The organism is Myxococcota bacterium, from assembly GCA_041389495.1.
Lineage (GTDB): Bacteria > Myxococcota_A > UBA9160 > UBA9160 > UBA4427 > JAWKRT01.
In genome coordinates this window covers 1,372,850-1,394,084 of record JAWKRT010000001.1, presented here as the reverse complement: position 1 = coordinate 1,394,084, position 21,235 = coordinate 1,372,850, and the positions used below count along the sequence as shown (strand labels likewise).

Sequence of the window (21,235 nt, the reverse complement as noted above, 5' to 3'; positions counted from 1 at the left end):
GGCCCCCTCGGCACCCGGCTATTTAGGCAGTAAGCGCGCAGCAGGACAAGCGATTTCGTACGCGGCCGCGCGACTGGGAGTCAGCCGCGCGGGGCGGGCGGGCGGTGCGCGCTACTCGTCGCCGGCGTCGGCCGGCGAGCCGCCGCGCGCGCGCGCCTTCGCGCCGGCCTTCTTGGCCGAGGCCTTCTTGCGCCCCGCCTTCTTCGCCGGCTTCTTGCGCCCGGGCGCCTTCTTCGCGGGCGCCTTCTTCCCCGGAGCCTTCTTCTTGGCGGGGGCCTTCTTGCGCGGCGCGGCGGCGTCCGGCGCGGCCGCGTCGTCGCCCTCTCCAGTCTTCTTCGCGGCGGCGCCGCGCGGCTGGAACTCGAAGCCGTGGCGGCCGCTCTCCTGCAGCACGAGCGTCGCGGAGAAGGGCCGCCCGAAGCGCGACGTGAAATCGGTGAGCAGCTCGGTGCGGCGGTTGGCGAGGTAGGCCTGCGCCTCGTCGCGCGTGATCTCGCGCTTGCAGACGGTGCGCGGCAGCACGAACGTGCACGGCTTGTCGCTCGCCTCGCGCGTCGCCTTGCGCCGCGCGGCGATCGACTTCTTGCGGTCGTCGACGCTCATCTCGGCCTCGGCGGCCTTGATCGCGGCGAGCGCCCGCTCGGCCTCGAGCCGGCCCGCGCACGTGAACTCCGTCGGCGTCTCGACGACGTCGCGCCCGCAGCCGAGCGGGCACGCCCCGAGCGGCCGCTCGTCGACGTCGTACTCGGGCGTGTCGTCGGTCGCCTCCTCGTTCCAGCCGATCGAGCGCACGACGAGCTTCCACTCGTCGCGGTCGACCTCGATCTGGCCGCGGTAGGTGCGGCCGTTGCGCGCGGTGAAGCCGTCGAGCACCGGCGTCACGCCGTCGCGGCAGAGCGCGCGCACGGCGTTCGGGTCGAGGTAGCGGCCCGACGTGTCCTTCCAGAACCGCATCGGGCAGTCGTCCTCTTCGAGCGGCGGCTGGCAGCGGTAGAACCAGGCGCTCTCGACGACGGGGCGCCCGCAGCTCGGACACGCGCCGAGCGACTCGGCGTCGGCGTAGAGCTCGCCGTAGTCGAACGTCTTGGCGCGGTCGACGACGTCGACCGCGTACTGCGTGACCTCGGCCAGGAAGTCGCGCGCGCTGCGCTCGCCGCGCTCGACCTCGAGCAGCTGGTACTCGAGGTCGCCCGTGAGCTGCGGCGACGCGAGGCGATCGATGTGGATGCGCTTCAGGCTGTCGATCAGGCGGATGCCCTTCACGGTCGGGCGCAGGCTCTTGCCCTGCCGCACGACGTAGCCCTTGCGGATCAGGTTCTCGATGATCTCCGCGCGCGTCGCGGGCGTCCCGATGCCCTTCTGGTGCAGGACGGCGGCGATGTCGTCGTCGTCGATCTGCTTGCCCGCGTTCTCCATCAGCGAGAGCAGGCGCGCCTCGGTGATGCGCGGCGGGGGCTTCGTCTCCTCCTCGAGCACTTCCGACGCGGCCGTGCGCACGGCGACGTCCGACGCCTCGGTCGCGCCCGCGACGAGCGGCGCGAGCGACACGGCGGGCTCGGTCTCCTCGCTCGCGGGCGGCAGCACGGCGCGCCAGCCGGGAACCTCGAGCGAGCGCGCGCGCGTCGTGAACGCGTGGCCCGCCGCCTCCGTCGTGCGCTCGACGCGCTCCCACTCCGCGGGCGGGTGGAAGGCGCCGAAGAAGCGCCGCACGACGAGATCGAAGAGCCGCTTGTCGTCGCCCGTGAGCTCCTCCTCCGGCAGCGTGCCGGTGGGGATGATCGCGAAGTGGTCGCTCACGCCCTTGTTGTCGAAGGTGCGCGCCTCGTTCTCGAGACCGTCCTCGAGCAGGCGCGCGGCGGCGCGCGCGTAGTCGGCGAACGCGGTGTCGCGCTTCGCGAGCGCGCCGCTGCCGCCGCCCGCATAGCTCTCGAGCACGCCGCGCACGGTGTCGCGGTAGTCCTCGGGCAGGCAGCGCGAGTCGGTGCGCGGATAGGTCAGGACCTTGTGGCGCTCGTAGCAGCGCTGCGCGGCCGACAGCGTGCGGCGCGCCGACCAGCCGAAGCGCCGGTTGCCCTCGCGCTGCAGGCTCGTGAGATCGAAGAGCGGCGGGGCCGACTCCTTCGACGGCTTGCGCGTCTCGCGCGCGCGGGCCGACGCGCTCGCCACCTCCGCCGCGACCGCGCGCGCGCGCGCCTCGTCGAACAGCCGATCCTCGCGGCGCGCGTCGTCGTCGTCGGCCTCGAACGCCGGGTCGAACCACGTGCCCTCGTACGTCTGGCCGGCGTGCTCGAAGCTCGCCTTCACGCGCCAGTAGGGCTTCGGGACGTGCGCGAGCACCTCGAGCTCGCGGTCGACGAGCAGCGCGAGCGTCGGCGTCTGCACGCGGCCCGCCGACCAGGCCGTCTTCTCCTTGCGGCTCGCGAGGCGCTTCGTGAGCGCGCGCGTCGAGTTCATCCCGATCAGCCAGTCCGAGTACGCGCGGCACTCGGCCGACGCCGCGAGCCCGTCGAGCTGCTCGCCGGGGAGCAGCTGCTCGAAGCCCGTGCGGATCGCGTCCGTCGTCATCGACTGGAGCCACAGCCTGCGGATCGGCTTCTCCGAGCCGAGGTACTTCACGATCTCGCGGAAGATCAGCTCGCCCTCGCGCCCGGCGTCGCAGGCGTTGACGAAGCCCTCGACGTCGTCGCGCAGCGCGAGCTTCTTGATCGTGCGGATGCGCTCCGACTGGCCCTTCTTCGGCTTGAGCTGGAAGCCGCGATCGTCGGGGAGGATGGGCAGGACCTCGAGCGTCCACGCCTTGTACTTCTCGTCGAGCTCCTCGGGCTCGAGCAGCTCGAAGAGGTGGCCCACCGCGTAGGTGACGACCCAGTCATCGCTCTCCCAGTAGCCGTCCTGCTCCCGGAAGCCGCCGAGCACGCGCACGATGTCCTGCGCGACGCTCGGCTTCTCGCTGATGACCAGCCACTTCGTCACGAATCCCCCCAACGTCGCGCACGCGGGTGCCGGCCGACGGACCGCCCGGCTCCCGCGAGGCCCGGGTGCGGGCGCGGAGTGGCCGCGCCGGCGCCGGACCCGGCGAAACGGCGCCATGCATTAGCCCGGCCCTCCGGGCCGAGCAAGAACGCGCCGATAGGGGGCGCCGCATTTGCCGCGCGCCGGCGCATCGGGCAGCTTGCGCCGCCGCGAGCCGCGGAACGCGGAATCGAGAGGAGACGCGACGAGATGAGCGACGCCCAGCCCCTGACCGGCCTGCGCCCCGGCGACGTGGCCGAGCACGTGTTCCTGTGCGGCGACCCGGCGCGCGTCGAGCGCATCGCGGCGAGCTGGAGCGGCGTCGAGACGGTGTGCAGCGTGCGCGAGTACCGCGTCGTCACCGGCACGCGCGACGGCGTGCGGCTCACGGCGGGCTCGACCGGCATCGGCGCGCCGAGCACGGCCGTCCTGCTCGAGGAGCTCGCGAAGCTCGGCGCCCATTCCTTCATCCGCATCGGCAACAGCGGCGGCCTCGACCCGGCGCTCGAGCTCGGCGACCTCGCGATCACGACCGGCTCGGTGCGCGACGACGGCACCTCGAAGACCTACGTCGTGCCCGAGTTCCCCGCGGTCGCGAGCTACGAGGTGGTCGGCGCGCTCGTCGCGGCCGCGCGCGCCGCCGGCGCGCGCCACGCGACGGGCATCACCTGGAGCCTCGACGCGTTCTACGTCCGCAACGCCTTCGTCGACGCGAAGGGCGCGATGTCGTCGATGAGCGTCGGCGGCTACTGGCCGTCCCACCTCGAGGCGCGCATCCGCGACATGCAGGCGGCGCGCGTGCTCAACTGCGAGATGGAGTCGGGCGTCACGCTCACGCTCGCCAACCTGTTCGGCCTGCGCGCGGGCTGCATCTGCGTCGTCTCCGACCGCACGCCCTGGCCGGGCCCGGCCGAGCTCGACCTCGACAACAACATGACGACCGCCATCGAGGTCGCGAACCGCGCGATGCTCGCGCTCGCCCGCCCGGCCTGATCGCCCGCCCCGAGACGCGTCGGCCGCGGCGCCGGAGCCACCGCGATGGGGCGAGGCGGGCCGGCGATCAGCGGGGAACGAGGGCCACGGGGACGGGCATGATGTTCCAGGTGAAGACCGCGCGACCGTCGGTGCGCGCGTAGATCGTCTCGCGGTCGAAGGCGCTCCCGTTCCAGACGTAGCGGCGCAGCTGCTTGTGCTTGTCGCTCGCGACGTAGAGCTCGTCGCGCCCGTCGCCGTCGAGGTCGGTGAGGATCGCGGCGTGCTCGAAGCCGCCCGAGTCGCGGTCGATGTTCGTCACGTTCCAGGCGCCGTTCGGGTCGTCGCCCGGGCGCGCGAGCCAGACGCCGCTCGAGAAGGCCGCGATCACCATCTCCTTCTTCCCGTCGCCGTCGACGTCGCCGACGGTCGCGAAGCGGCAGAGCCGGTCGTCGATCGCCGCGATCACCGCGCCGCCCGCCGGGTCGGTGCCCGCCTCGTAGCGGCGCACCTCGATGCCGTGCTCGAGCTCCGTCTTGCTGCCCTTCGCGAGCTGGCCCTCGACGAGCACGTAGAGCTCGTCGGTGCCGTTGCCGTCGACGTCGGCGACGACGATCTCCTTCGCGTGGCGGTTGCCGAGGTCGGCGACGACGACGCGCCCCTCGCCCTTCTTCGGCACGTAGCGCACGACGTGCCCGCTCTGGTCGGAGCCGTCGAGCTTGTTGGGCTCGCTCGGCGTCGCGTAGACCTCGAGCACGCCGTCGCCGTCGACGTCGCCGATCTCGATCTCGTGCACGAAGGTGTCGGGCTCGCGGTCGAGCTCCGTCACCTCGAAGCCGCCCTGCCCGTCGGGATGGATCGTCGCGACGACGCCCTGGTCGTGCGTCGCGACCGCCATCGTCGCGCGGCCGTCGCCGAACAGGTCGGCGACCTCGACGTCGCGCATGCGGTTGCGCTTCCCGCCGAACGACTGCTCCCAGATCGTCTCCGGGACGAGCGTCGCGCCCTCGCGGTGCCAGAGCTTCACGAGCGCGGGCTGGCCGACCGGCGCGCCGGCGACCGTCAGCACCTTCGGCGTGCCGCCGTCCTCCGCATCGACGTAGGCCATCGCCTTGTGGAAGACGTCCGACGCCTCGTCCTCGATGCCGTAGACCTTCCACTCGCCGCCCTCGCGCACGACGAACTCCATCCGCGCCGGCAGCGGCTTCGCGCCGTCGAAGTGGGCGAGCCCGAGCACGAGCGCGAGCGGGAGATCGGCCGGCGCGCTCGACGCGGCGGCCGCGGGCGCGGCGCTCGGCGGCGCGGCGGGTGCGGGCGGAGCCGCGGCGCCGCCCGGGTCGGACTCGGAGCCACACGCGAGCGCGACGAGCGCGACGAGCGCGGCGAGTGCCGCGGCGCGGGTGCGCGGTGCGAGCGGAGCGGAGCGGGCCGGGCGGACGGGATGGGCGCGGTGCATGGCGGACCTCCGAGCGACGCGGGCGTTCGCGCCGGCGCGCGACGGCGCGGCGCTCGGGGGTGTAGCAAGCGGCGAGGCCCCGCTCACCTCGCGCGGCGCCGCGACCCGGCCGTCGGCGCGCCCCCGCCGCGCCTCGGCGACCGCGCGCGGCGCGTGCTACTCGAACGCGCGTGAGCAAGCAGGGCCTGCAGCCGCCGCGCGGAACGCGCGACTTCTACCCCGACGACATGCGCTTCCGCGAGTGGCTCTTCGGGCACTTCCGCGCGGTCGCGAAGGGCTTCGGCTTCGAGGAGGTCGACGCACCGATCGTCGAGCACGCCGAGCTCTTCACGCGCAAGGCGGGCGAGGAGATCGTCGAGCAGCTCTACCACTTCGAGCTGCACGATCGGCACCTCGCGCTGCGCGGCGAGTTCACGCCGTCGCTCGCGCGCATGGTGCTCGCGCGCGCCGGCGCGCTCCGCTTCCCGATCCGCTGGTTCGCAATCCCGCAGTGCTGGCGCTACGAGCGCATGACGCGCGGCCGGCGCCGCGAGCACTACCAGTGGAACATGGACATCTGGGGCGAGCCCGGCGTCGAGGCCGAGGCCGAGCTGCTCGCCGCGATCTGCGCGCTGCTCGACCGGCTCGGCGTGCCGCGCGACGCCGCGCGCATCCGCATCAACAGCCGCGCGCTGCTCGAGGAGTCGCTGCGCGGCGGCGTGCTCGCGAAGCGCCCCGAGGCCTTCGAGCCGCTGTGCGTGGTGATCGACAAGCTCGACAAGATCGGCGACGACGCGGTGGTCGAGCAGCTGTGCGACCCGGCCGGCGGAGTGGGCCTCACCGACGCCGAGGCGCGCCGCACGATCGAGATGCTCGGTGCGCGCGACCTCGACGAGGCAGCGGCCTTCGCACCGAAGGATTCCTCCGCGCTCGCCGACGTGCGGAGGCTGTTCGATCTGCTCGCGGCCTACGGCATCGCCGATCGCGTCGTGTTCGACGCCTCGGTCGTGCGCGGGCTCGCCTACTACACGGGCATCGTGTTCGAGGCCTTCGACACGAGCGGCGCCCTGCGCGCGATCTGCGGCGGCGGCCGCTACGACCGCCTGCTCGAGACGCTCGGCGGCCCGCGCGTTCCCGCCGTCGGCTTCGGCTTCGGCGACGCCGTGATCCACGAGCTCCTGCAGGAGCACGGCCTCGTGCCGTCGCTCGCGCGCGAGCTCGACGACGTCGTGTTCGCGTTCGGCGAAGCCGAGCACCCGGCCGCGATCGGCGTCGCGCAGCGGCTGCGCGCGGCCGGGCGGCGGGTCGAGCTCGTGCTCGGCCACCCGAAGCCGAAGCGCGTGCTCGCCGACGCCGACAAGAGCGGCGCCGCGCGCGTCTGGCTGCTCGGCCCCGACGAAGTCGCGCGCGGGTCGGCGCGCGTGAAGTCGCTCGCCACCGGCGAGCAGCGCGACATCGCGTTCGGCGCCGAGGCCGACGCCAACTAGCAATCGGATCGCCGCGCGCGCCCGCCCCCCGCCGGCGCATGCGGGCGCCCCGGCGCGCGCCGAGGGCGTCGCGAGCGCGAATCGCGGCTCGACCGCGGCGGCGCGGCGAGATTTCAGACTCGCCTCAGGTTCGGGCGCCCGGGCATCGGTAGGTTGGACGGGAGAGGTGGCCCGTCATGACCAGACCGCGCTGCTCCCCGTCGTCCACGTCGAGGAAGCGACCCCTCGGGAGCGCGCGGCGCTTCGCAATCGGCGCGCTGCTGGCCGCGCTCGCGCTGCTCACCGAGCCCAGCGACGCGCGCGCGATCACGCCGCTCTTCGCCGCGCCCAAGACCGAGACGCCCCAGAGTCCCCGAGGCATGGCCCAGGCCGACTTCGACAACGACGGGGTGCTCGACGCCGTCGTCGCGGCGAACTCCACCAACGACCTCACGGTGCTGATCGGGAACGGCGACGGGACCTTCACGACCGCGACGCCGCTCGACGCTTTCGCCCTGCCCATCGACGTCGCGACGGGCGACTTCGACGGAGACGGGAATGCCGATATCGCCAGCGCGGTTCCGCTCCTCGCACTCGTGGCGGTCTGGTTCGGCAATGGGGACGGCTCGTTTCAGGCGCCGATACCGATCACGTTATTGAACGGCATCGTCGCGGTCACGACCGGAGACATGGACGGGGACGGAGCGGACGACATCGCCGCGAGCGTCGTCGTTGGGGGCGGCGTGGAGGTTCTCGCCTTCCGATGGAACGGGAGCAGTGCGTTCCAGTCGAGTGGGGGTCTCGCGTCGTTTGGCGCCACTGCGACGAACGCCAACACCGCGCTTGCCGACCTCGACGCGGATGGCGCCCTCGACATCGTCGTCGCCAACGACGGCATTGTCACCCCGATTGCCGTCGCGCTCGGCAACGGGGACGGCTCATTCCAGTCTCCAGCCTTCTTGAGCAGCTGGGAGTCGTCCTTGACGCTTCGCGCGATCGCCGTTGGCGACTTCGACGGCGATGCCAACGTCGACTTGGCAGTCGGCGACCTCGTCGGCGCGTTTGGGGCGGTTTGGCTGCTTCCGGGCAACGGCGACGGCACGTTCCAGAGTGCCGTCGGCGTACCCGTCCCCACCGCGGTCTTCGATCTCGAAGTCGCCGACTTCGACCGCGACGGACACCTCGATCTCGTCGGCATCCCGAACAGCGCGGCGCTGCCCGCGACTGCGAGCCTCCTTCTCGGAAATGGGGACGGCACGTTCCAACCAGCGAGTCTCATCCCACTCCCGAGCTATTCGCACGACGTCGTCGCGGACGACTTCGACCTCGACAGCGTTCCCGACCTGACATTCGTCTTCGACGCGCTCGACGGCCTCGCCTTCTGGCGCGGCCGCGGAGACGGCACCTTCGAGGGCTACCGGGAGCAGTCGGTCGCCGCTCCTCAGCTCGGGATCGCGGCGGCCGACCTCGACTCCGACGGCGCGACCGACCTCGTCGCAGCGACGGGCGGCGAGGTGGTCGCGCTGATCGGAAACGGCGACGGCAGCCTCCAGACGCCCGTTCCGGTCGCAACCGGAGCTCTCCTCTACGACGTCGCACTGGCGGACCTGGATGGGAGCGACGTGGTCGATCTCGTCGCCGTGTGCCTGCTGTGCAACTCGGGAAATCCCGGGATCGTCATCGCGCTCGGAAACGGAGACGGCAGCTTCCAGGCCGCGAGCACGTACTCCACGCTCACGGTGGAGGGCGGGGACATCGCGATCGCCGACGTCGACGGGGATACCAACCTCGACATCGTGACGAGCGCCCCGGTGTCGGTTTCGCTCGGCAACGGCGACGGAACTCTTCAGCCGCCGCTCGCGGTCGCTACACCCATGACCGCGCGCGGCATCGCCCTGGCAGACCTCGACGGCGACACGGTGCTCGACCTCGTCGCGGTCGGGCAGACGACGTTCGCGTTCTATGTCGGAAACGGTGACGGCACCTTCCAGCTCGATTCCACGAGCGTCCTCGGCGCGGGAAGCGAGGACGTCGTGCTCGCCGACGTGAACTCGGACGGCGCGCTGGACGCGCTCGTCCCCGCCACGGGCATCTCGCCGAACGTGGCCGACGGAACCGTGCAGGTACTGCTCGGCAACGGCGACGGCACGTTCCAGCTGCCCGTCGCGTTCGCGGCCGGCTCGGCGCCGCAGGAGATCGCGCTCGCCGACCTCGACGCGAACGATACGCTCGACATCGTCGTCGTCGACGCGGCGAACTCGTCGGTGAGCCACCTGCTCGGCAACGGCGACGGCACGTTCGGCCCGGCCGCCCCGTTCGCGACGGGAGCGAGCCCGCAGGACGTAGCGGTCGCCGACTTCGACGGCGACAGCGTGCTCGATCTCGCCGTCTCGAACGGCGGCGCGTTCGGCATCACCATGCTGCTCGGCCGCCGCGACACGACGCTGGGTACGCCGATGTCGCTATCTGCAGGCGCCGGGCCGACCGCGACCGCCGCGGCGGACCTCGACGGCGACGGCGTGCTCGACCTCGTGACGGCAGATCGGAACGGCAACGCCGTCGGTGTGCGGCTCGGCGTCGGCGACGGAACGTATGCGCCGACGATCGCGCTGCCCGTCGGTGCACTTCCGCGTTCGGTCGCCGTCGCCGACGTGAACGCGGACTTCGTGCCCGACCTCGTCACGTCGAACGCGGGCGACGGCACGGTGAGCGTGCTGCTCGGAAACGGCGACGGCACGTTCCAGCCGGCGAGCTCGTTCGCCGCGGGCGGCCCGGCGTTCGACCTCGAGCTCGTCGACCTCGACGGCGATGGCTGGCTCGACGTGGCGTGCGTCGACGCGACGACCGGAATGGCTCGCGTGCTGCTCGGCAACGGCGACGGCAGCTTCCAGCCACCGACGTCCTTCGCGGTCGGGAGCGCGCCGATCGCGATCGCCTCCGCCGATCTCGATGGCGATGGCATCGTCGATCTCGCGACCGCGAACTCCGCGAGCGACGATGCGAGCGTGCTGCTCGGCAATGGCGACGGCTCGTTCCAGCCCGCGGTCGCCTACGCGGTGGGCGAATTCCCGTTTCAGATCGGCCTCGCCGACCTCGACGGCGACGGCGACGTCGATCTCGTCACTGCGAACCCCGACAGCGACGACCTGACCGTGCTGCTCGGCAACGGCGATGGCACGTTCCAGAGCGCGCAGTCGTTCACGGCGGGCAACCGCCCGAATAGCGTCGCGATCGCGGACATCGACGGCGACGGACACCCCGATCTCGTCACCGCGAACACGCCGAGCAGTGCCGTGCACGTGCTGTTCGGGAATGGCGAGGGGACCTTCCAGGTTCCCGTCATCCTCGACACGGGCGCGAGCCCGTTCTCGACACTCGCCGTCGATCTCGACGCCGACGGCGGCATCGACGTCGTGACGACGAGCTTCGCGACCGGCGAGCTCAGCGTGCTCGCGAACCCGACCTCGGTCGCGTTCCAGCCGGCGTCGACGTTCGCGGCGGGCGTGGGACCGCTCGACATCGCGGCGGCGGACCTCGACGCCGATGGCCTTCTCGATCTCGTGACCGCGAACGCGGGGGGCGACGCGAGCCTGCTCTTCGGCACGGGCGGGCGGACGTTCGCCGCGTCGGTTGCGATGCCCGTCGGCAGCTCGCCACAGAGCGTGGTCGCGCAGGATCTCGACCGCGACGGCGTGGTCGACCTCGCGTTCGCGCGCGGCTCGTTGTTCCCGTGCGACGGCGGCGTCACCGCCGCACTCGGCAACGGAGATGGCTCGTTCCAACCCGCGATCGACTCCGCATCGGGGATCTCCGCCTTCGGACTGGCCACGGGCGATTTCGACCGCGACGGGAAGCCCGACCTGGCAACGGCGAGCTTGTGTTCGTTCGAGGCGTCGCCCCTGCTCGGAAACGGCGACGGGAGCTTCGCGCCCGGGCCGGTGATCGCGGTGGGCGACCTGCCGCGCGCCGTGCTCGCGGCGCGCTTCCGCGGCCCGGGCCCCATCGACCTGGCCACCGCGAACAGCGGGAGCGCCGACGTCAGCGTGTCGCTCGGCAACGGCGACGGAACCTTCACGCCGGCCAGCACGCTCTCGGCCGGAGGCACGCCGCGCGCGCTGGCGTCGGGGGACATGGACGGCAACGGCACCGCCGACCTCGTGATCGCGAGCTCCGCGACCAACAGCGTGCGCGTCGTGCTAGGCGCGGGCGACGGCAGCTTCGTTTCGGCTGGCGCGTTCACGACTGGCGTCGGCCCGGTCGACGTCGTCGTCGCCGACCTCGACGGCGACGGCATCGTCGACGTCGCGACGGCGAGCCCATCGGGCAACTCTGTCGACGTGCTCCTCGGCAACGGAGCGGGCGGGCTCGCATTCCGGCGCACGTATGCGACCGCCTCCGGTCCGCAGGCGCTCGTCGCTCGCGATCTCGACGGCGACAGCGCGGTCGATCTCGTCGCGGCGAATTCTTCGGGCAGTGTCAGCGTGCTGTGGAACCGGATCGCTCGTCCCGATGCCGACGGCGATGGCCTGCCCAACGCGGCCGAAGCGCACTTCGGAACGGGATCGTTCGTCCCCGACTCGGACGGCGACGGCATCTCCGATGGCGAAGAGGTACTGGCGCTCGGAACGGATCCGCTCGCGGCCGACACGGACGGCGACGGCTTCGACGACGGCCAGGAGGTGGCAGCGGGCTCGGACCCGAACGATCCCGCATCGCAGCCGACCGTCCCCGCGGTGCCGGCGGCTCCCGTTCCGGCCCTGCTCGCGCTCGCGGTCGCCCTCGCGGCGGCGGCGCGGTCGCGGCTCGCGGCGTCGCAGATCCGCTAGCGCGCCGCGAGTCGTTCGCGCTCGCGCCGAACGCCGTCGAGCACGAGCTGCATGCCGATCGGCTCGGCCGTCGCGGCGGCGCGATGCAGCAGGGCTTCGACGCGCGCACGGTCGACCCGCGACCGGCGCGCCAGCACCTGCGCCCAGCGCCAGCACGTGCGCGCAACCAGCGGAGGCGAGTCGAGCCGTTCGGCGCGTTCGAGCGCGTCGGCGAGGTGCGCATCCGCACTCTCGTCGCGGCCCGCGTGGCCCGCGAGGAGGCCGAGCGAGAACGACACGGGGCCGAGGAAGGCCTGCGCGTGCCCGGCGACGGCGTAGAGATCGGCGTGCGGAAGCGCCATCTCGTAGAGCGGAGCGACGGGCTCGACGTCCCCCAACGAGGCGGCGGCCTCGGCGAACATCGCGATCAGCGCCAGCCGGTTCGCGTCGACCGGCAGGCGGTCGAAGCCCATCTGCGCGGCGCGCCGCAGGAGGGCGCGCGCCCGCTCGCGCTCGCCCGCATCGGCCAGGAGCAGCGCGACCGGCCCGAGGAAGGCGACCTGGTCCGGGAACCGGTTCGCGGCCTCCGCGAACGGACCCGCGAGCTCCGCAGCGCGGCCCTGTGCGCGGCGGATGTCGGCGAGCTGAGGGACCCCGAAGTACGTCGACCCGACGGGCGAACGGATGCGCTCGCCGGCGCGCGCCGTCTCGATCGCGAGCGGCTCGGCCTCGGCATAGCGCCCCTGCATCACGAGGCGGGTCGCGCGATGGCCGAGCAGGAACGGCTCGACCTCGAGCAACCGCTGACGCTCGATGCGGCGCTCGAGCTCGCGCGCATCGCGGTCGGCGGCCTCGAGGTCGCCGCGGACGAGGCTGCCGGTGACGCGCAGGAAGAGCGACATCGCGGCCGTCTCGGGGTCGCCCGACGCCTCCGCGCGCTCGAACGCCTGGGTCGCGGCGTCGATCCGCGCGAGCGGGTCCACGCCGCCCGCCTGGTTGTAGGCCTGCGTGCGCAGCGCGAGCGCCTGGACGCGCGCATCGCCGCACTCGAACGCGAGCTGCGCGCCGTCCGCGAGCCGCGCCGCCGACGTCGCGGGGTCGCCGGCGGCGCTCGCGTGCGCGGAGAGCCGCAGCAGCAGCTCGGCGCGCATCGCCGGCGAGCGGTCGCCGAGCCGGCGCAGCGCCTCGCCGAGGAGATCGACCTCGTCCGCGTCGAGCACGCCCATGGGCAGGAGCCGACCGACGCTGCCGACCGCCGCGCGCGCGAGCCGGAGTCCGTCGTCGTGTGTGCGCGCGATCTCGCCGGCCCGGCGGCTGGCGACGATCGACTCGGCGAGCCGACCGCCGCGCGCGAGGGCGTCGGCCTCGGCGAGGAGCAGGTCGCACCGCTCCCGCTCGTGGCCGCCGCCGAGGTGCTCGAGCGCCGCGCCCGCACGGCGCGCGTGCGCCGCCGCCTCGTCGTAGGCGAGCCGACCGAGGGCCCACTCGCACGCCCGCCGCGAGTAGTCGGCCGCGTTGCGCGCCTCTCCATGGGCCGCGGCGCGACAGAAGTGGTCTGCGATCTCGGAGAGGTGCGGGCCCGCACGCGTCCGGTGGAACGCCACCAACGCGTGGGCCGCGCGCGCGTGCAGGGCCGCCGACTCCGCGTGGGAGAGGTTCGCGACCAGCGACTCCTGGATGAGGGCGTGCACGAAGCGGATGCGGCCCGGCGCGCACGGCACGACGAAGCCCCGCCGCTGCGCATCGCGCAGGGCGGGGTCGAGATCGCGCTCGTCGGTCTCGCACACGACCGCGAGGCGCGCGAGCGACACCTCCACCCCGAGCACCGCCGCGCGCTCGAGCACCGCGCGGGTGCGGGGCGCGAGGCGTCGCGCCAGCGCCTCGAGCACCTCGCGCACCGGCGCGTGCACGCGTCCCGACGGGCTCGCGTCCTCGGCGGCGAGACCGCACAGGGCGCGGATCCAGAGAGGGTTGCCCCCGGTCCGCGCGCACGTGTCGCGCAGCTGCGAAACGTCCGGTGTCGCGCCGGTCCAGCGGCTCCAGAGCCGTGCGACCGAGGCTTCGTCGAGCCCGCCGAGGGGCTCGACGCGCACTCCCGCATTGCGCGAGACGCGCCCGAGCGTCTCGGCGAGCGGATGCGGCGGCGCCGCCTCGGCGTCGCGGTAGGTGCCGACCAGCAGCCAGCGCTCGCGCGCCGCCTCGTGCGCGACGAACTCGAGCAGGTGCAGCGTCGACGTGTCCGCCCAGTGGAGGTCCTCGATGACGAGCACGCGCGGACGGGCCGCCGCCGCGCGCGCGAGCAGGTCGCGCACCGCGTCGAACAGTCGGAAGCGGGCGTCGGGGCGCTCGTGGCCCTCGATCGGCGGCGCGTCCGTCGTCCATTCCGTGAGGAGCACGGCGAGCGGCGAGCCGGCGATCGAGTCTCGCAGGGGCGCGTCGCGCGGGTCGTCGCACAGCGCGCGCAGGAGCCGGATCCACGGCCAATAGGGCGGCGCGCCGTCGCCTTCCCAGCACCACGCGCGGCTCACGTCGCGCTGGCCCGCCGCGAACTCCTCGACGAGGCGCGACTTCCCGATTCCGGGCTCGCCGGCGACGAGCACGATCCCGCCGTGTCCGTCGGCGGCGCGGTGCGCGTCCGCGACGAGCGCGGCGAGGACGTCGCGGCGCCCGACGAAGTCGTTCTCCACCCGCCGCTCGAGAACGGCCACGTCGGCGACGAAGCGGTAGCCGTCGCGGCGTCGCGTCTGGATGAAGCGGGAGTGGCTCGCGCTGTCGCCGAGCGCGCGGCGCACCTCGCGGACGGCGGTGAACAGCGAGGCGTCCGAGACGGCGACGTCGCTCCACACGTGATCGATCAGCTCGTCCTTCGCGACGAAGCGGTGGCGGTTGCGGCACAGGAAGGCGAGCAGGGCGAAGGGGCGCGCGGTCAACGCGACGACGTCCCCGCCGCGGACGAGCGTCCGCGTGGCCTCGTGAAGCTCGAAGTCCTCGAACGCGAGGATCGACTCCTCGCGCGCCGGAACGTCGTCTCGTTGCCTGCCTTCGCTCACATCGGCCTCGACCGGTCGCGCGATCCTACCCGGATCGCCGCGCGCCGAGCGCAACCGACGGACGAGGCCGCTCCTCCGCAGCGGCTCGCGCGTGGCCGCCGCCGGCCGGTCGGCTCGGGAGCGTCCTCGTCCCGCCGGCGCGAGGCTTTCTCCTCGCGTACGTGCGAGCTATGCAATGGCCGCGTCGGCACGGTGCCGTGCACAACCCCCACCCTCTCCGCTCTCCGCCCTCTCCCGCCCGACGCGCGCGTCGTCGGCCGCACCGGGCGCACGCGACGACGAGGTTCCCGATGGCCAGCTGGACCGTCCAGGAGAGCCGCGAGCTCTACGGGTTGAGCTACTGGGGCGACGAGTACTTCGGCGTGAACGACGCGGGGCACGTCGTCGTGAAGCCGCGCGGGGGCGACGGGCCGGGGATCGACCTGCTCTCGCTCGTCGGCGACCTGCAGCGACGCGGGCTTCGGACGCCGCTATTGATCCGCTTCTCCGACATCCTCGCGAGCCGCATCGCGAGCATCGGCGGCGCGTTCCAGTACGCGATCGACGAGTACGAGTACAAGGGGCGCTGGCGCGGCGTCTACCCGATCAAGGTGAACCAGCAGCGCCACGTGGTCGAGGAGATCGTCGAGCACGGCGCCGCGTTCGGCGTCGGCCTCGAGGCGGGCAGCAAGCCCGAGCTGCTCGTCGCACTCGCCGTGCTCGAGACGCCGGGCGCGACCATCGTCTGCAACGGCTACAAGGACCGCGCCTATCTCGAGACCGCGCTGCTCGCCCAGCGCCTCGGCCGGCGCCCGATCATCGTGATCGACCGCTTCCGCGAGCTCGAGCTGCTGATCAAGACGTCCAAGGAGCTGGGCATCCGCCCGCACATCGGCGTGCGCGCCAAGATGTGGACGCGCGGCGCCGGCAAGTGGATCGAGAGCACGGGCAGCCGCAGCAAGTTCGGGCTCTCGCCGGCCGAGCTCGTCGCGGCCGTCGAGCGCCTGCGCGGCGAGGACATGCTCGACTGCCTCGAGCTCCTGCACTGCCACATCGGATCGCAGATCACGGCCATCCGGGCGCACAAGGAGGCGGTGCGCGAGATCAGCCGCATCTACGTCGGCCTGCGCGAGATCGGCGCCGGGCTCACGACGATCGACGTCGGCGGCGGCCTCGGCGTCGACTACGACGGCTCGCAGAGCGACGACCTGTCGTCGATGAACTACTCGATCCAGGAGTACGCGAACGACGTCGTCGCGACCATCCAGGACGCGTGCGAGGAGGCCGGACAGCCGCATCCGGACATCATCACGGAATCGGGCCGCGCGATGGTGGCGCACCACTCGGTCCTGGTGTTCGACGTGCTCGGCGTGCACGAGATGACGAAGAGCGGCCTCGAGGGGCCGGTCGACGAGAACGACGAGAAGGTGCTCGTCGACCTCGCCGAGGTGCGCGACGGCGCGATCGACGAGGACAACGTCTACGAGGCCTATCACGATGCGCAGGAGCTGCGCGACCAGGCGGCCTCGCTGTTCTCGCTCGGCTACCTCGACCTCACCGCGCGCGCGCGCGCCGAGCGTCTCTACTTCCAGTGCTGCGAGCGCATCCTCGCGGTCGCGCGCGGCCTCGAGGAGCCGTCGGAGGAGCTCGACAGCCTCGAGCGCGAGCTCGCCGACACCTACTACGGGAACTTCTCCGTCTTCCAGTCCGCGCCCGACCACTGGGCCGTCGACCAGCTCTTCCCGGTGATGCCGATCCACCGCCTCGACGAGGAGCCGAACCGGCGCGGCGTCTTCGCCGACCTCACCTGCGACAGCGACGGCAAGATCGACCGCTTCATCGGGAACGACGGCGTGCGCGCGCAGCTCCCGCTGCACGGCTGGAACGGCGAGCCGTACTACGTCGGCGTGTTCCTCGTCGGCGCCTACCAGGAGATCCTGGGCGACCTGCACAACCTGTTCGGCGACACCGACGCCGTGCACGTGCGCGTCGAGGACGACGGTCGCTACGCGATCGAGCACGAGGTCGAGGGCGACGAGGTGAGCGAGGTGCTGCACTACGTGCAGTACGACCGCCACGCGCTGATCGAGAAGGTGCGGCGCACCATCGAACGCGCGCTGCGCGACGGCGACATCGGCCTCGAGGACTCCGCGCGCCTGCGCAAGCGCTACGAGCAGGGACTCACCGAGTACACCTACCTGTCGCGCGACGACGACTGAGCGCAGCCGGCTCCGTGGCGCGCCGACGCATCGTCTCCTGGAACGTGAACGGCCTGCGCGCGTGCGCGAAGAAGGGCTTCGGCAGCTGGCTCTCCCGCGCGCGCGCCGAGATCGTGGGCGTGCAGGAGGTGCGCGCGCTCGAGGACGAGATCCCGGAAGACCTGCGCGCGCGCCGCGGCTGGCACTGCCACTTCCGGGCGGCCGAGCGCCGAGGCTATTCGGGCGTCGGCCTGTTCGCGCGGCGCGCACCCGACCGCGTCGAGACGGAGCTCGGCGACGCGCGCTTCGACGTCGAGGGCCGCCTCCAGATCGCGCACTTCGGGAAGCTCGTCGTCGCCAACGCGTACTTTCCGAAGGGCAGCGGCAAGGAGCGCGACAACAGCCGCGTCGGCTACAAGCTCGCGTTCTACGCCGCCGTCTTCGAGCGCGTGCAGGCGCTGCGGAAGTCCGGCCGGCGCGTGCTCGTGATGGGCGACTTCAACACCGCGCACGCCGAGATCGACCTCGCGCGCCCGAAGGACAACCGCAAGAACAGCGGCTTCCTGCCCGAGGAGCGCGCCGAGCTCGACCGCTGGGTGGCGGCGGGGTGGAGCGACACGTTCCGCGCGCTCCACCCGGAGACGGAGGGCGCCTACACCTGGTGGCGGCAGTGGGGCGACGCGCGCGCCAAGAACGTCGGCTGGCGCATCGACTACGTGTTCGCGTGTCCGGCCGCGATGGAGTTCGTCGAGCGCGCGTTCATCCTCGCGGACGTCGAGGGCTCGGATCACTGCCCGGTCGGGGTCGACGTCGACGAGCGCGTCTTCGGCTGAGCGCCGGCGCCGTCGGCCGCGCCGCGCGCGTCGTCCGACGCGCCCGACCCCGCGGCCCACGCGGCGAGCTCCGCGTACTGCGCCTTCGTCCGGCGCAGCCAGCGCCGCGCCCACTCGAACTCGATCGCCAGGATGCCCAGGCCGAGCGGGATCACGACGAACGCGGGGCCGGGCAGCACGAGCAGCGCGAGTCCGACGGCGAGCACCGAGAGGCCGAGCACGGCGACGACGAGCCGGCGCAGCAGCCGGTACGGGCTCGTCCAGATCGGCGCGTCGTCGTCGCCGTGCGGCGACGGCCGCTCGCTCACCGAGCGTCCTCGTCCCCGTCGCGCCGCGCGCGCACGATCATCACCTCGTAGCGGCCCTTCGGCCCGACGAAGCCCGAGCCGATCCAGCCCGTGATCGCGACGATCAGCGAGCCGAGCAGCGCGGCGCCGAAGCTCGCGATGCGGAAGCCGTCGAGCAGCCACGCGACGAGCCCGAGCATCGCCGCGTTGATCGCGAACACGAACAGCCCGAGCGTGAGGATCGTGAGCGGCAGCGTCAGGAAGACGACGACCGGCCGCACGACGGCGTTGACGACGCCGAGCCAGAGCGCGGCGAAGAGCAGCGTCGCGCCGCTCGCGATCTCGATGCCGGGAACCCAGCGCGCGGCGAGCCACAGCCCGAACGCCGTGATCGCCATCCGGATCGCGAATCCCATGCCCGTCCTCCCCTGGCTTCGCGCGGCGCGCTCGCGCCGCGGCTTCCGCGCGGCCGGGGCCGCGCGAGGAACGGCCGTCGCCGCGCGCCCACCGCGCGCGCGACGGCGAGCCCTTCACGCGCCCGCGGCGCGCACCGGCTCGCGCACCACGAGGATCGCCCCGCGCACGTCGTCGAGCATCCGCTCGGCGGTCGTCCCGACGACCCAGCGCGCGAGGCCGCGCCGCGGCGTCACGCCGAGCACGCAGACGTCGGCGACCGTCTGCTCGGCGACCGCCGCGATGCCGTGCTCGGGCGTGTCGTAGCCCGCGCGCACGTCGATCGCCTCCGCGTCGAGCCCCGGAGCCACCCGCGCCGCCGCCGCCGCGACCTGCGCGCGCAGCGCCGCGCGCCGCTCGTTCCGGTGCGCGTCGAGCTCGCCGGCGAGCTGCAGCGACGGCGTCCGCGTCAGCACGCGGACGACCGCGAGCCCCGCGCGCCAGCGCGCGGCCAGCGAGAGCGCGGCGTCGAGCACGTGATCGTCGTCGTCGTCGAGCGCGGCGACGAGGTGGCGCGGCGGCCAGTGGTCGGCCTCGGCCGATGCCAGCCACACGTGCGGGCGCGCGTCGCGCAGCGCGGCGTTCGCGACGCTGCCCACGCGACGCAGCGCGCCCGGCGCGTGCGAGCGGTGATCGTTGCGGCCGAGCACGAGCAGGTCGGCATCGCCGACGAGCGCGGCCAGGCGCTCGCGCGCGCTCCCGATCGCGAGATCGGTCGACGCCTCGAGCCCGTCCGCGGCGAGCGCGGCCGCAGCGACGCCGAGCGCGCGCTCGCAGACCTCGAGCGCGAGCGCGTCGCCGCGCGCGACGTGCACGACGCGCACGCGGGCACCGGCCACCCCCGCGAGCCGGCCGGCGGCAGTCAGCGCGAGACGGCTGCCCGCGGTCGGCGCGGGGTCGGCGCCGTCCGCACCGGGGGCGAGCTCGATCGCCACCACCACGTCCCGCAGCTCTCCCGGTCCCAGCATCGCGCCGTCCTCCCGGCCGCGGATCGTGCCCCGCTCGGGCCGCGATCGCATCGGCCGCCGCCGCGATGGCGCAGCGCGTCGCGAAGCCTGCCGCGCGGCGTCGCGAATGCGCAGCTTGTGACCCCGCGCCCCGCGCGCGGCCGCGGCTTCGCGACGCAGCGTCTCGCTGCAGCCGGCGCGACGCCGCTCTCCCTCGCGACACGCGCGGCACCAACCTTGCACTCGCCCGGGAACGAGAGCGCCGAGCACGCGGGCTGCGGATGGCGGCGAGGACGGCGCGCTCGAGGAGACGGCCATGAAGCTCGACGGACAGCCCGCGCGCCCGACCGGTGCCGAGAGTGCGTCCGCCCGCGAGCCGTCCGTCGGCGGAGTGCCCGGCCGCGACGTCGGCGCCCGCCACCGCATGCGGTACGAGGAGCTTCGGATCTCGCGTCAGCACGACCAGCTGAACGCGCTCTTCGGCGCCGTCCTGAGCTCCCTCTACCGCGACGCCGTGCACTGCGCGCGCGAGGCGTTCGTCCGGTTCGCGGACGCGCTCGAGGCGCACCTCTCGCTCGAGGACCGCCTCTACTTCCCGGCGCTGCACGGCCTCCGCCCCGATCTCACGAGCAAGCTCGCGACGCTCTGCGACGAGCACGATGCGCTGCGCGACCGCGCGGTCGTCATCCGCATGCTGCTGTCGTCGGGCGAGCGCGAGACGTCGCGCGAACGCCTCGACGAGTTCGCCGAGCTGCTCGCCGACCACGAGGCGCGCGAGGAGGAGCTGATCTCGCACGCCAACACTTCGCTGAACGACGCGCCCGCGGCGACCCCGGCGAACAAGCCGCCGGCGGCTGCCCAATGACCGACGAGGAGAAACGACGATGGCCGACTTCCTGAACGCGTACTCCATCCAGTACTGGCTCGAGTCCTGCCCGCAGGGCTATCTCGAGGACACCGAGTACGGCCACGCGCCGGGCGAGTCCGAGCCCGACGTGGTGATGAGCGACCCGCTGCTGCGCGAGCAGGCGGTGCGTCTCACGACGCAGCTCGTGCTCGGCGAGCGCTGCGCGCTCGCCGCGTCCTCCGGCCTGATCAACGCGGCGCCCGACGAGGCGCACAAGCGCTTCCTCGCGACGCAGACGCTCGACGAGGCCCGCCACGTCGAGATCTTCACGCAACGCATGTACGACCTGGGCGTGAAGAAGTCCGAGCTCGAGGACACGCTCAAGGCCTACGGCAACCCGAACCTGATCCGCTTCGCCGAGGTGCTCCTCGACAAGGTGACGTCGGGCAACTTCGTCGCGGGCGTCGTCGGGCAGAACGTCATCCTCGAGGGCATGGCGTTCGCCGTGTTCGAGATGCTCGCGCAGGCGAACGGCCAGCTGAACCCGAAGTTCGCGCACACGCTCGCCGGCACGATCGCGGACGAGCGGCGCCACGTCGGCTTCGGCGAGAACGCGATCGGCGGCCTCGTGCGACAGCATCCCGAGCGCAAGGAAGAGATCGAGAAGATGCAGGAGGAGATGTCGTACTACATGCTCGCGACGTTCGCCGACCAGATGCGCGCGCCCGACACGAAGGCCGCGCAGGAGGCGGCGCGCGCCGCGCGCGGGCCGAGCGAGGGCCCGGAGCCGCAGTGGCAGGGCGTGAACCTCGCGACCGCCGACCCGGAGGAGCTCGAGGCGGCGCTGGCGAACACGATCCTCGGTGCCTTCCGCGAGCGGCTCGCGCGCATCGGCATCGACTACCGCACGCCGCGCCGGCCGTAGCCGGCGCGCGCGACGCGAGACCGGGG

At 73.2% G+C, this 21,235-nt stretch carries 13 protein-coding genes; 7 read left to right on the top strand and 6 right to left on the bottom strand.

The features are described from left to right. Positions 1-111: 111 nt before the first annotated feature. Positions 112-2,973 (bottom strand): DNA topoisomerase, encoded by a 2,862-nt coding sequence (locus R3E88_06135; GenBank protein ID MEZ4216039.1) that lies wholly within the window; start codon positions 2,971-2,973, stop codon positions 112-114. Between the two features lie 249 nt (positions 2,974-3,222). Between R3E88_06135 and R3E88_06130 the strand changes: the two genes are divergently transcribed. Beyond that, a complete protein-coding gene (locus R3E88_06130; protein ID MEZ4216038.1) occupies positions 3,223-4,005 on the top strand; it encodes a nucleoside phosphorylase in 783 nt (260 codons plus the stop codon). A 67-nt stretch (positions 4,006-4,072) separates the two neighbouring features. Here the strand turns inward: R3E88_06130 and R3E88_06125 are convergent, their stop codons facing one another. Continuing rightward, positions 4,073-5,440 carry a VCBS repeat-containing protein gene (locus R3E88_06125; protein MEZ4216037.1) on the bottom strand — a complete coding sequence of 456 codons (1,368 nt, stop codon included), beginning with the start codon at positions 5,438-5,440 and terminating at the stop codon, positions 4,073-4,075. A 170-nt stretch (positions 5,441-5,610) separates the two neighbouring features. On the opposite strand from R3E88_06125, the gene hisS reads away from it, so the two are divergent. Both hisS and R3E88_06115 read left to right on the top strand, forming a co-directional pair. Further along, positions 5,611-6,906: a histidine--tRNA ligase gene (gene hisS, locus R3E88_06120; GenBank protein ID MEZ4216036.1), complete on the top strand. Its 1,296-nt coding sequence runs from the start codon at positions 5,611-5,613 to the stop codon at positions 6,904-6,906. A 176-nt stretch (positions 6,907-7,082) separates the two neighbouring features. After that, entirely contained in the window at positions 7,083-11,711 is a 4,629-nt protein-coding gene (locus R3E88_06115) for an FG-GAP-like repeat-containing protein (protein ID MEZ4216035.1), read from the top strand. On the opposite strand, the gene R3E88_06110 is transcribed toward R3E88_06115, so the two are convergent. Beyond that, positions 11,708-14,740, bottom strand: a complete 3,033-nt coding sequence (locus R3E88_06110; GenBank protein MEZ4216034.1) for an AAA family ATPase — start codon at positions 14,738-14,740, stop codon at positions 11,708-11,710. The genes R3E88_06115 and R3E88_06110 overlap by 4 nt on opposite strands. Before the next feature lie 290 nt (positions 14,741-15,030). Here R3E88_06110 and speA point away from each other — a divergent pair, with 290 nt between their 5' ends. Beyond that, entirely contained in the window at positions 15,031-16,938 is a 1,908-nt protein-coding gene (speA, locus tag R3E88_06105; GenBank protein MEZ4216033.1) for a biosynthetic arginine decarboxylase, read from the top strand. 14 nt (positions 16,939-16,952) lie between these two features. Beyond that, positions 16,953-17,750, top strand: coding sequence for an exodeoxyribonuclease III (locus R3E88_06100; protein MEZ4216032.1), 798 nt, complete (start codon positions 16,953-16,955; stop codon positions 17,748-17,750). Here the strand turns inward: R3E88_06100 and R3E88_06095 are convergent. The 3 genes from R3E88_06095 to R3E88_06085 form a co-directional block, all read right to left on the bottom strand. Further along, the gene (locus R3E88_06095) at positions 17,705-18,058 is read right to left on the bottom strand and encodes a PGPGW domain-containing protein (protein MEZ4216031.1); all 354 of its coding nucleotides are present in this window, start codon (positions 18,056-18,058) and stop codon (positions 17,705-17,707) included. The genes R3E88_06100 and R3E88_06095 overlap by 46 nt on opposite strands. Continuing rightward, entirely contained in the window at positions 18,055-18,453 is a 399-nt protein-coding gene (locus R3E88_06090) for a phage holin family protein (protein MEZ4216030.1), read from the bottom strand. Before R3E88_06090 ends, R3E88_06095 begins: the two co-directional genes overlap by 4 nt. A 114-nt stretch (positions 18,454-18,567) precedes the next feature. Beyond that, positions 18,568-19,458: a universal stress protein gene (locus R3E88_06085; GenBank protein ID MEZ4216029.1), complete on the bottom strand. Its 891-nt coding sequence runs from the start codon at positions 19,456-19,458 to the stop codon at positions 18,568-18,570. Between the two features lie 295 nt (positions 19,459-19,753). Here R3E88_06085 and R3E88_06080 point away from each other — a divergent pair, with 295 nt between their 5' ends. Continuing rightward, on the top strand, positions 19,754-20,302 hold the full coding sequence (locus tag R3E88_06080) for a hemerythrin domain-containing protein (protein MEZ4216028.1): 549 nt from the start codon (positions 19,754-19,756) through the stop codon (positions 20,300-20,302). A gap of 19 nt (positions 20,303-20,321) precedes the next feature. Further along, positions 20,322-21,209 carry a ferritin-like domain-containing protein gene (locus R3E88_06075; protein MEZ4216027.1) on the top strand — a complete coding sequence of 296 codons (888 nt, stop codon included), beginning with the start codon at positions 20,322-20,324 and terminating at the stop codon, positions 21,207-21,209. Positions 21,210-21,235: the final 26 nt, after the last annotated feature.

Excerpts from the sequence above, each read along its gene's own strand:
- R3E88_06090 (MEZ4216030.1), bottom strand. The coding sequence starts at position 18,453 with ATGGGATTCGCGATCCGGATGGCGATCACGGCGTTCGGGCTGTGGCTC.
- R3E88_06085 (MEZ4216029.1), bottom strand. The coding sequence starts at position 19,458 with ATGCTGGGACCGGGAGAGCTGCGGGACGTGGTGGTGGCGATCGAGCTC.
- R3E88_06125 (MEZ4216037.1), bottom strand. The coding sequence starts at position 5,440 with ATGCACCGCGCCCATCCCGTCCGCCCGGCCCGCTCCGCTCCGCTCGCA.
- R3E88_06080 (MEZ4216028.1), top strand. The coding sequence starts at position 19,754 with ATGAAGCTCGACGGACAGCCCGCGCGCCCGACCGGTGCCGAGAGTGCG.
- R3E88_06130 (MEZ4216038.1), top strand. The coding sequence starts at position 3,223 with ATGAGCGACGCCCAGCCCCTGACCGGCCTGCGCCCCGGCGACGTGGCC.
- R3E88_06075 (MEZ4216027.1), top strand. The coding sequence starts at position 20,322 with ATGGCCGACTTCCTGAACGCGTACTCCATCCAGTACTGGCTCGAGTCC.
- speA (MEZ4216033.1), top strand. The coding sequence starts at position 15,031 with ATGGCCAGCTGGACCGTCCAGGAGAGCCGCGAGCTCTACGGGTTGAGC.
- R3E88_06115 (MEZ4216035.1), top strand. The coding sequence starts at position 7,083 with ATGACCAGACCGCGCTGCTCCCCGTCGTCCACGTCGAGGAAGCGACCC.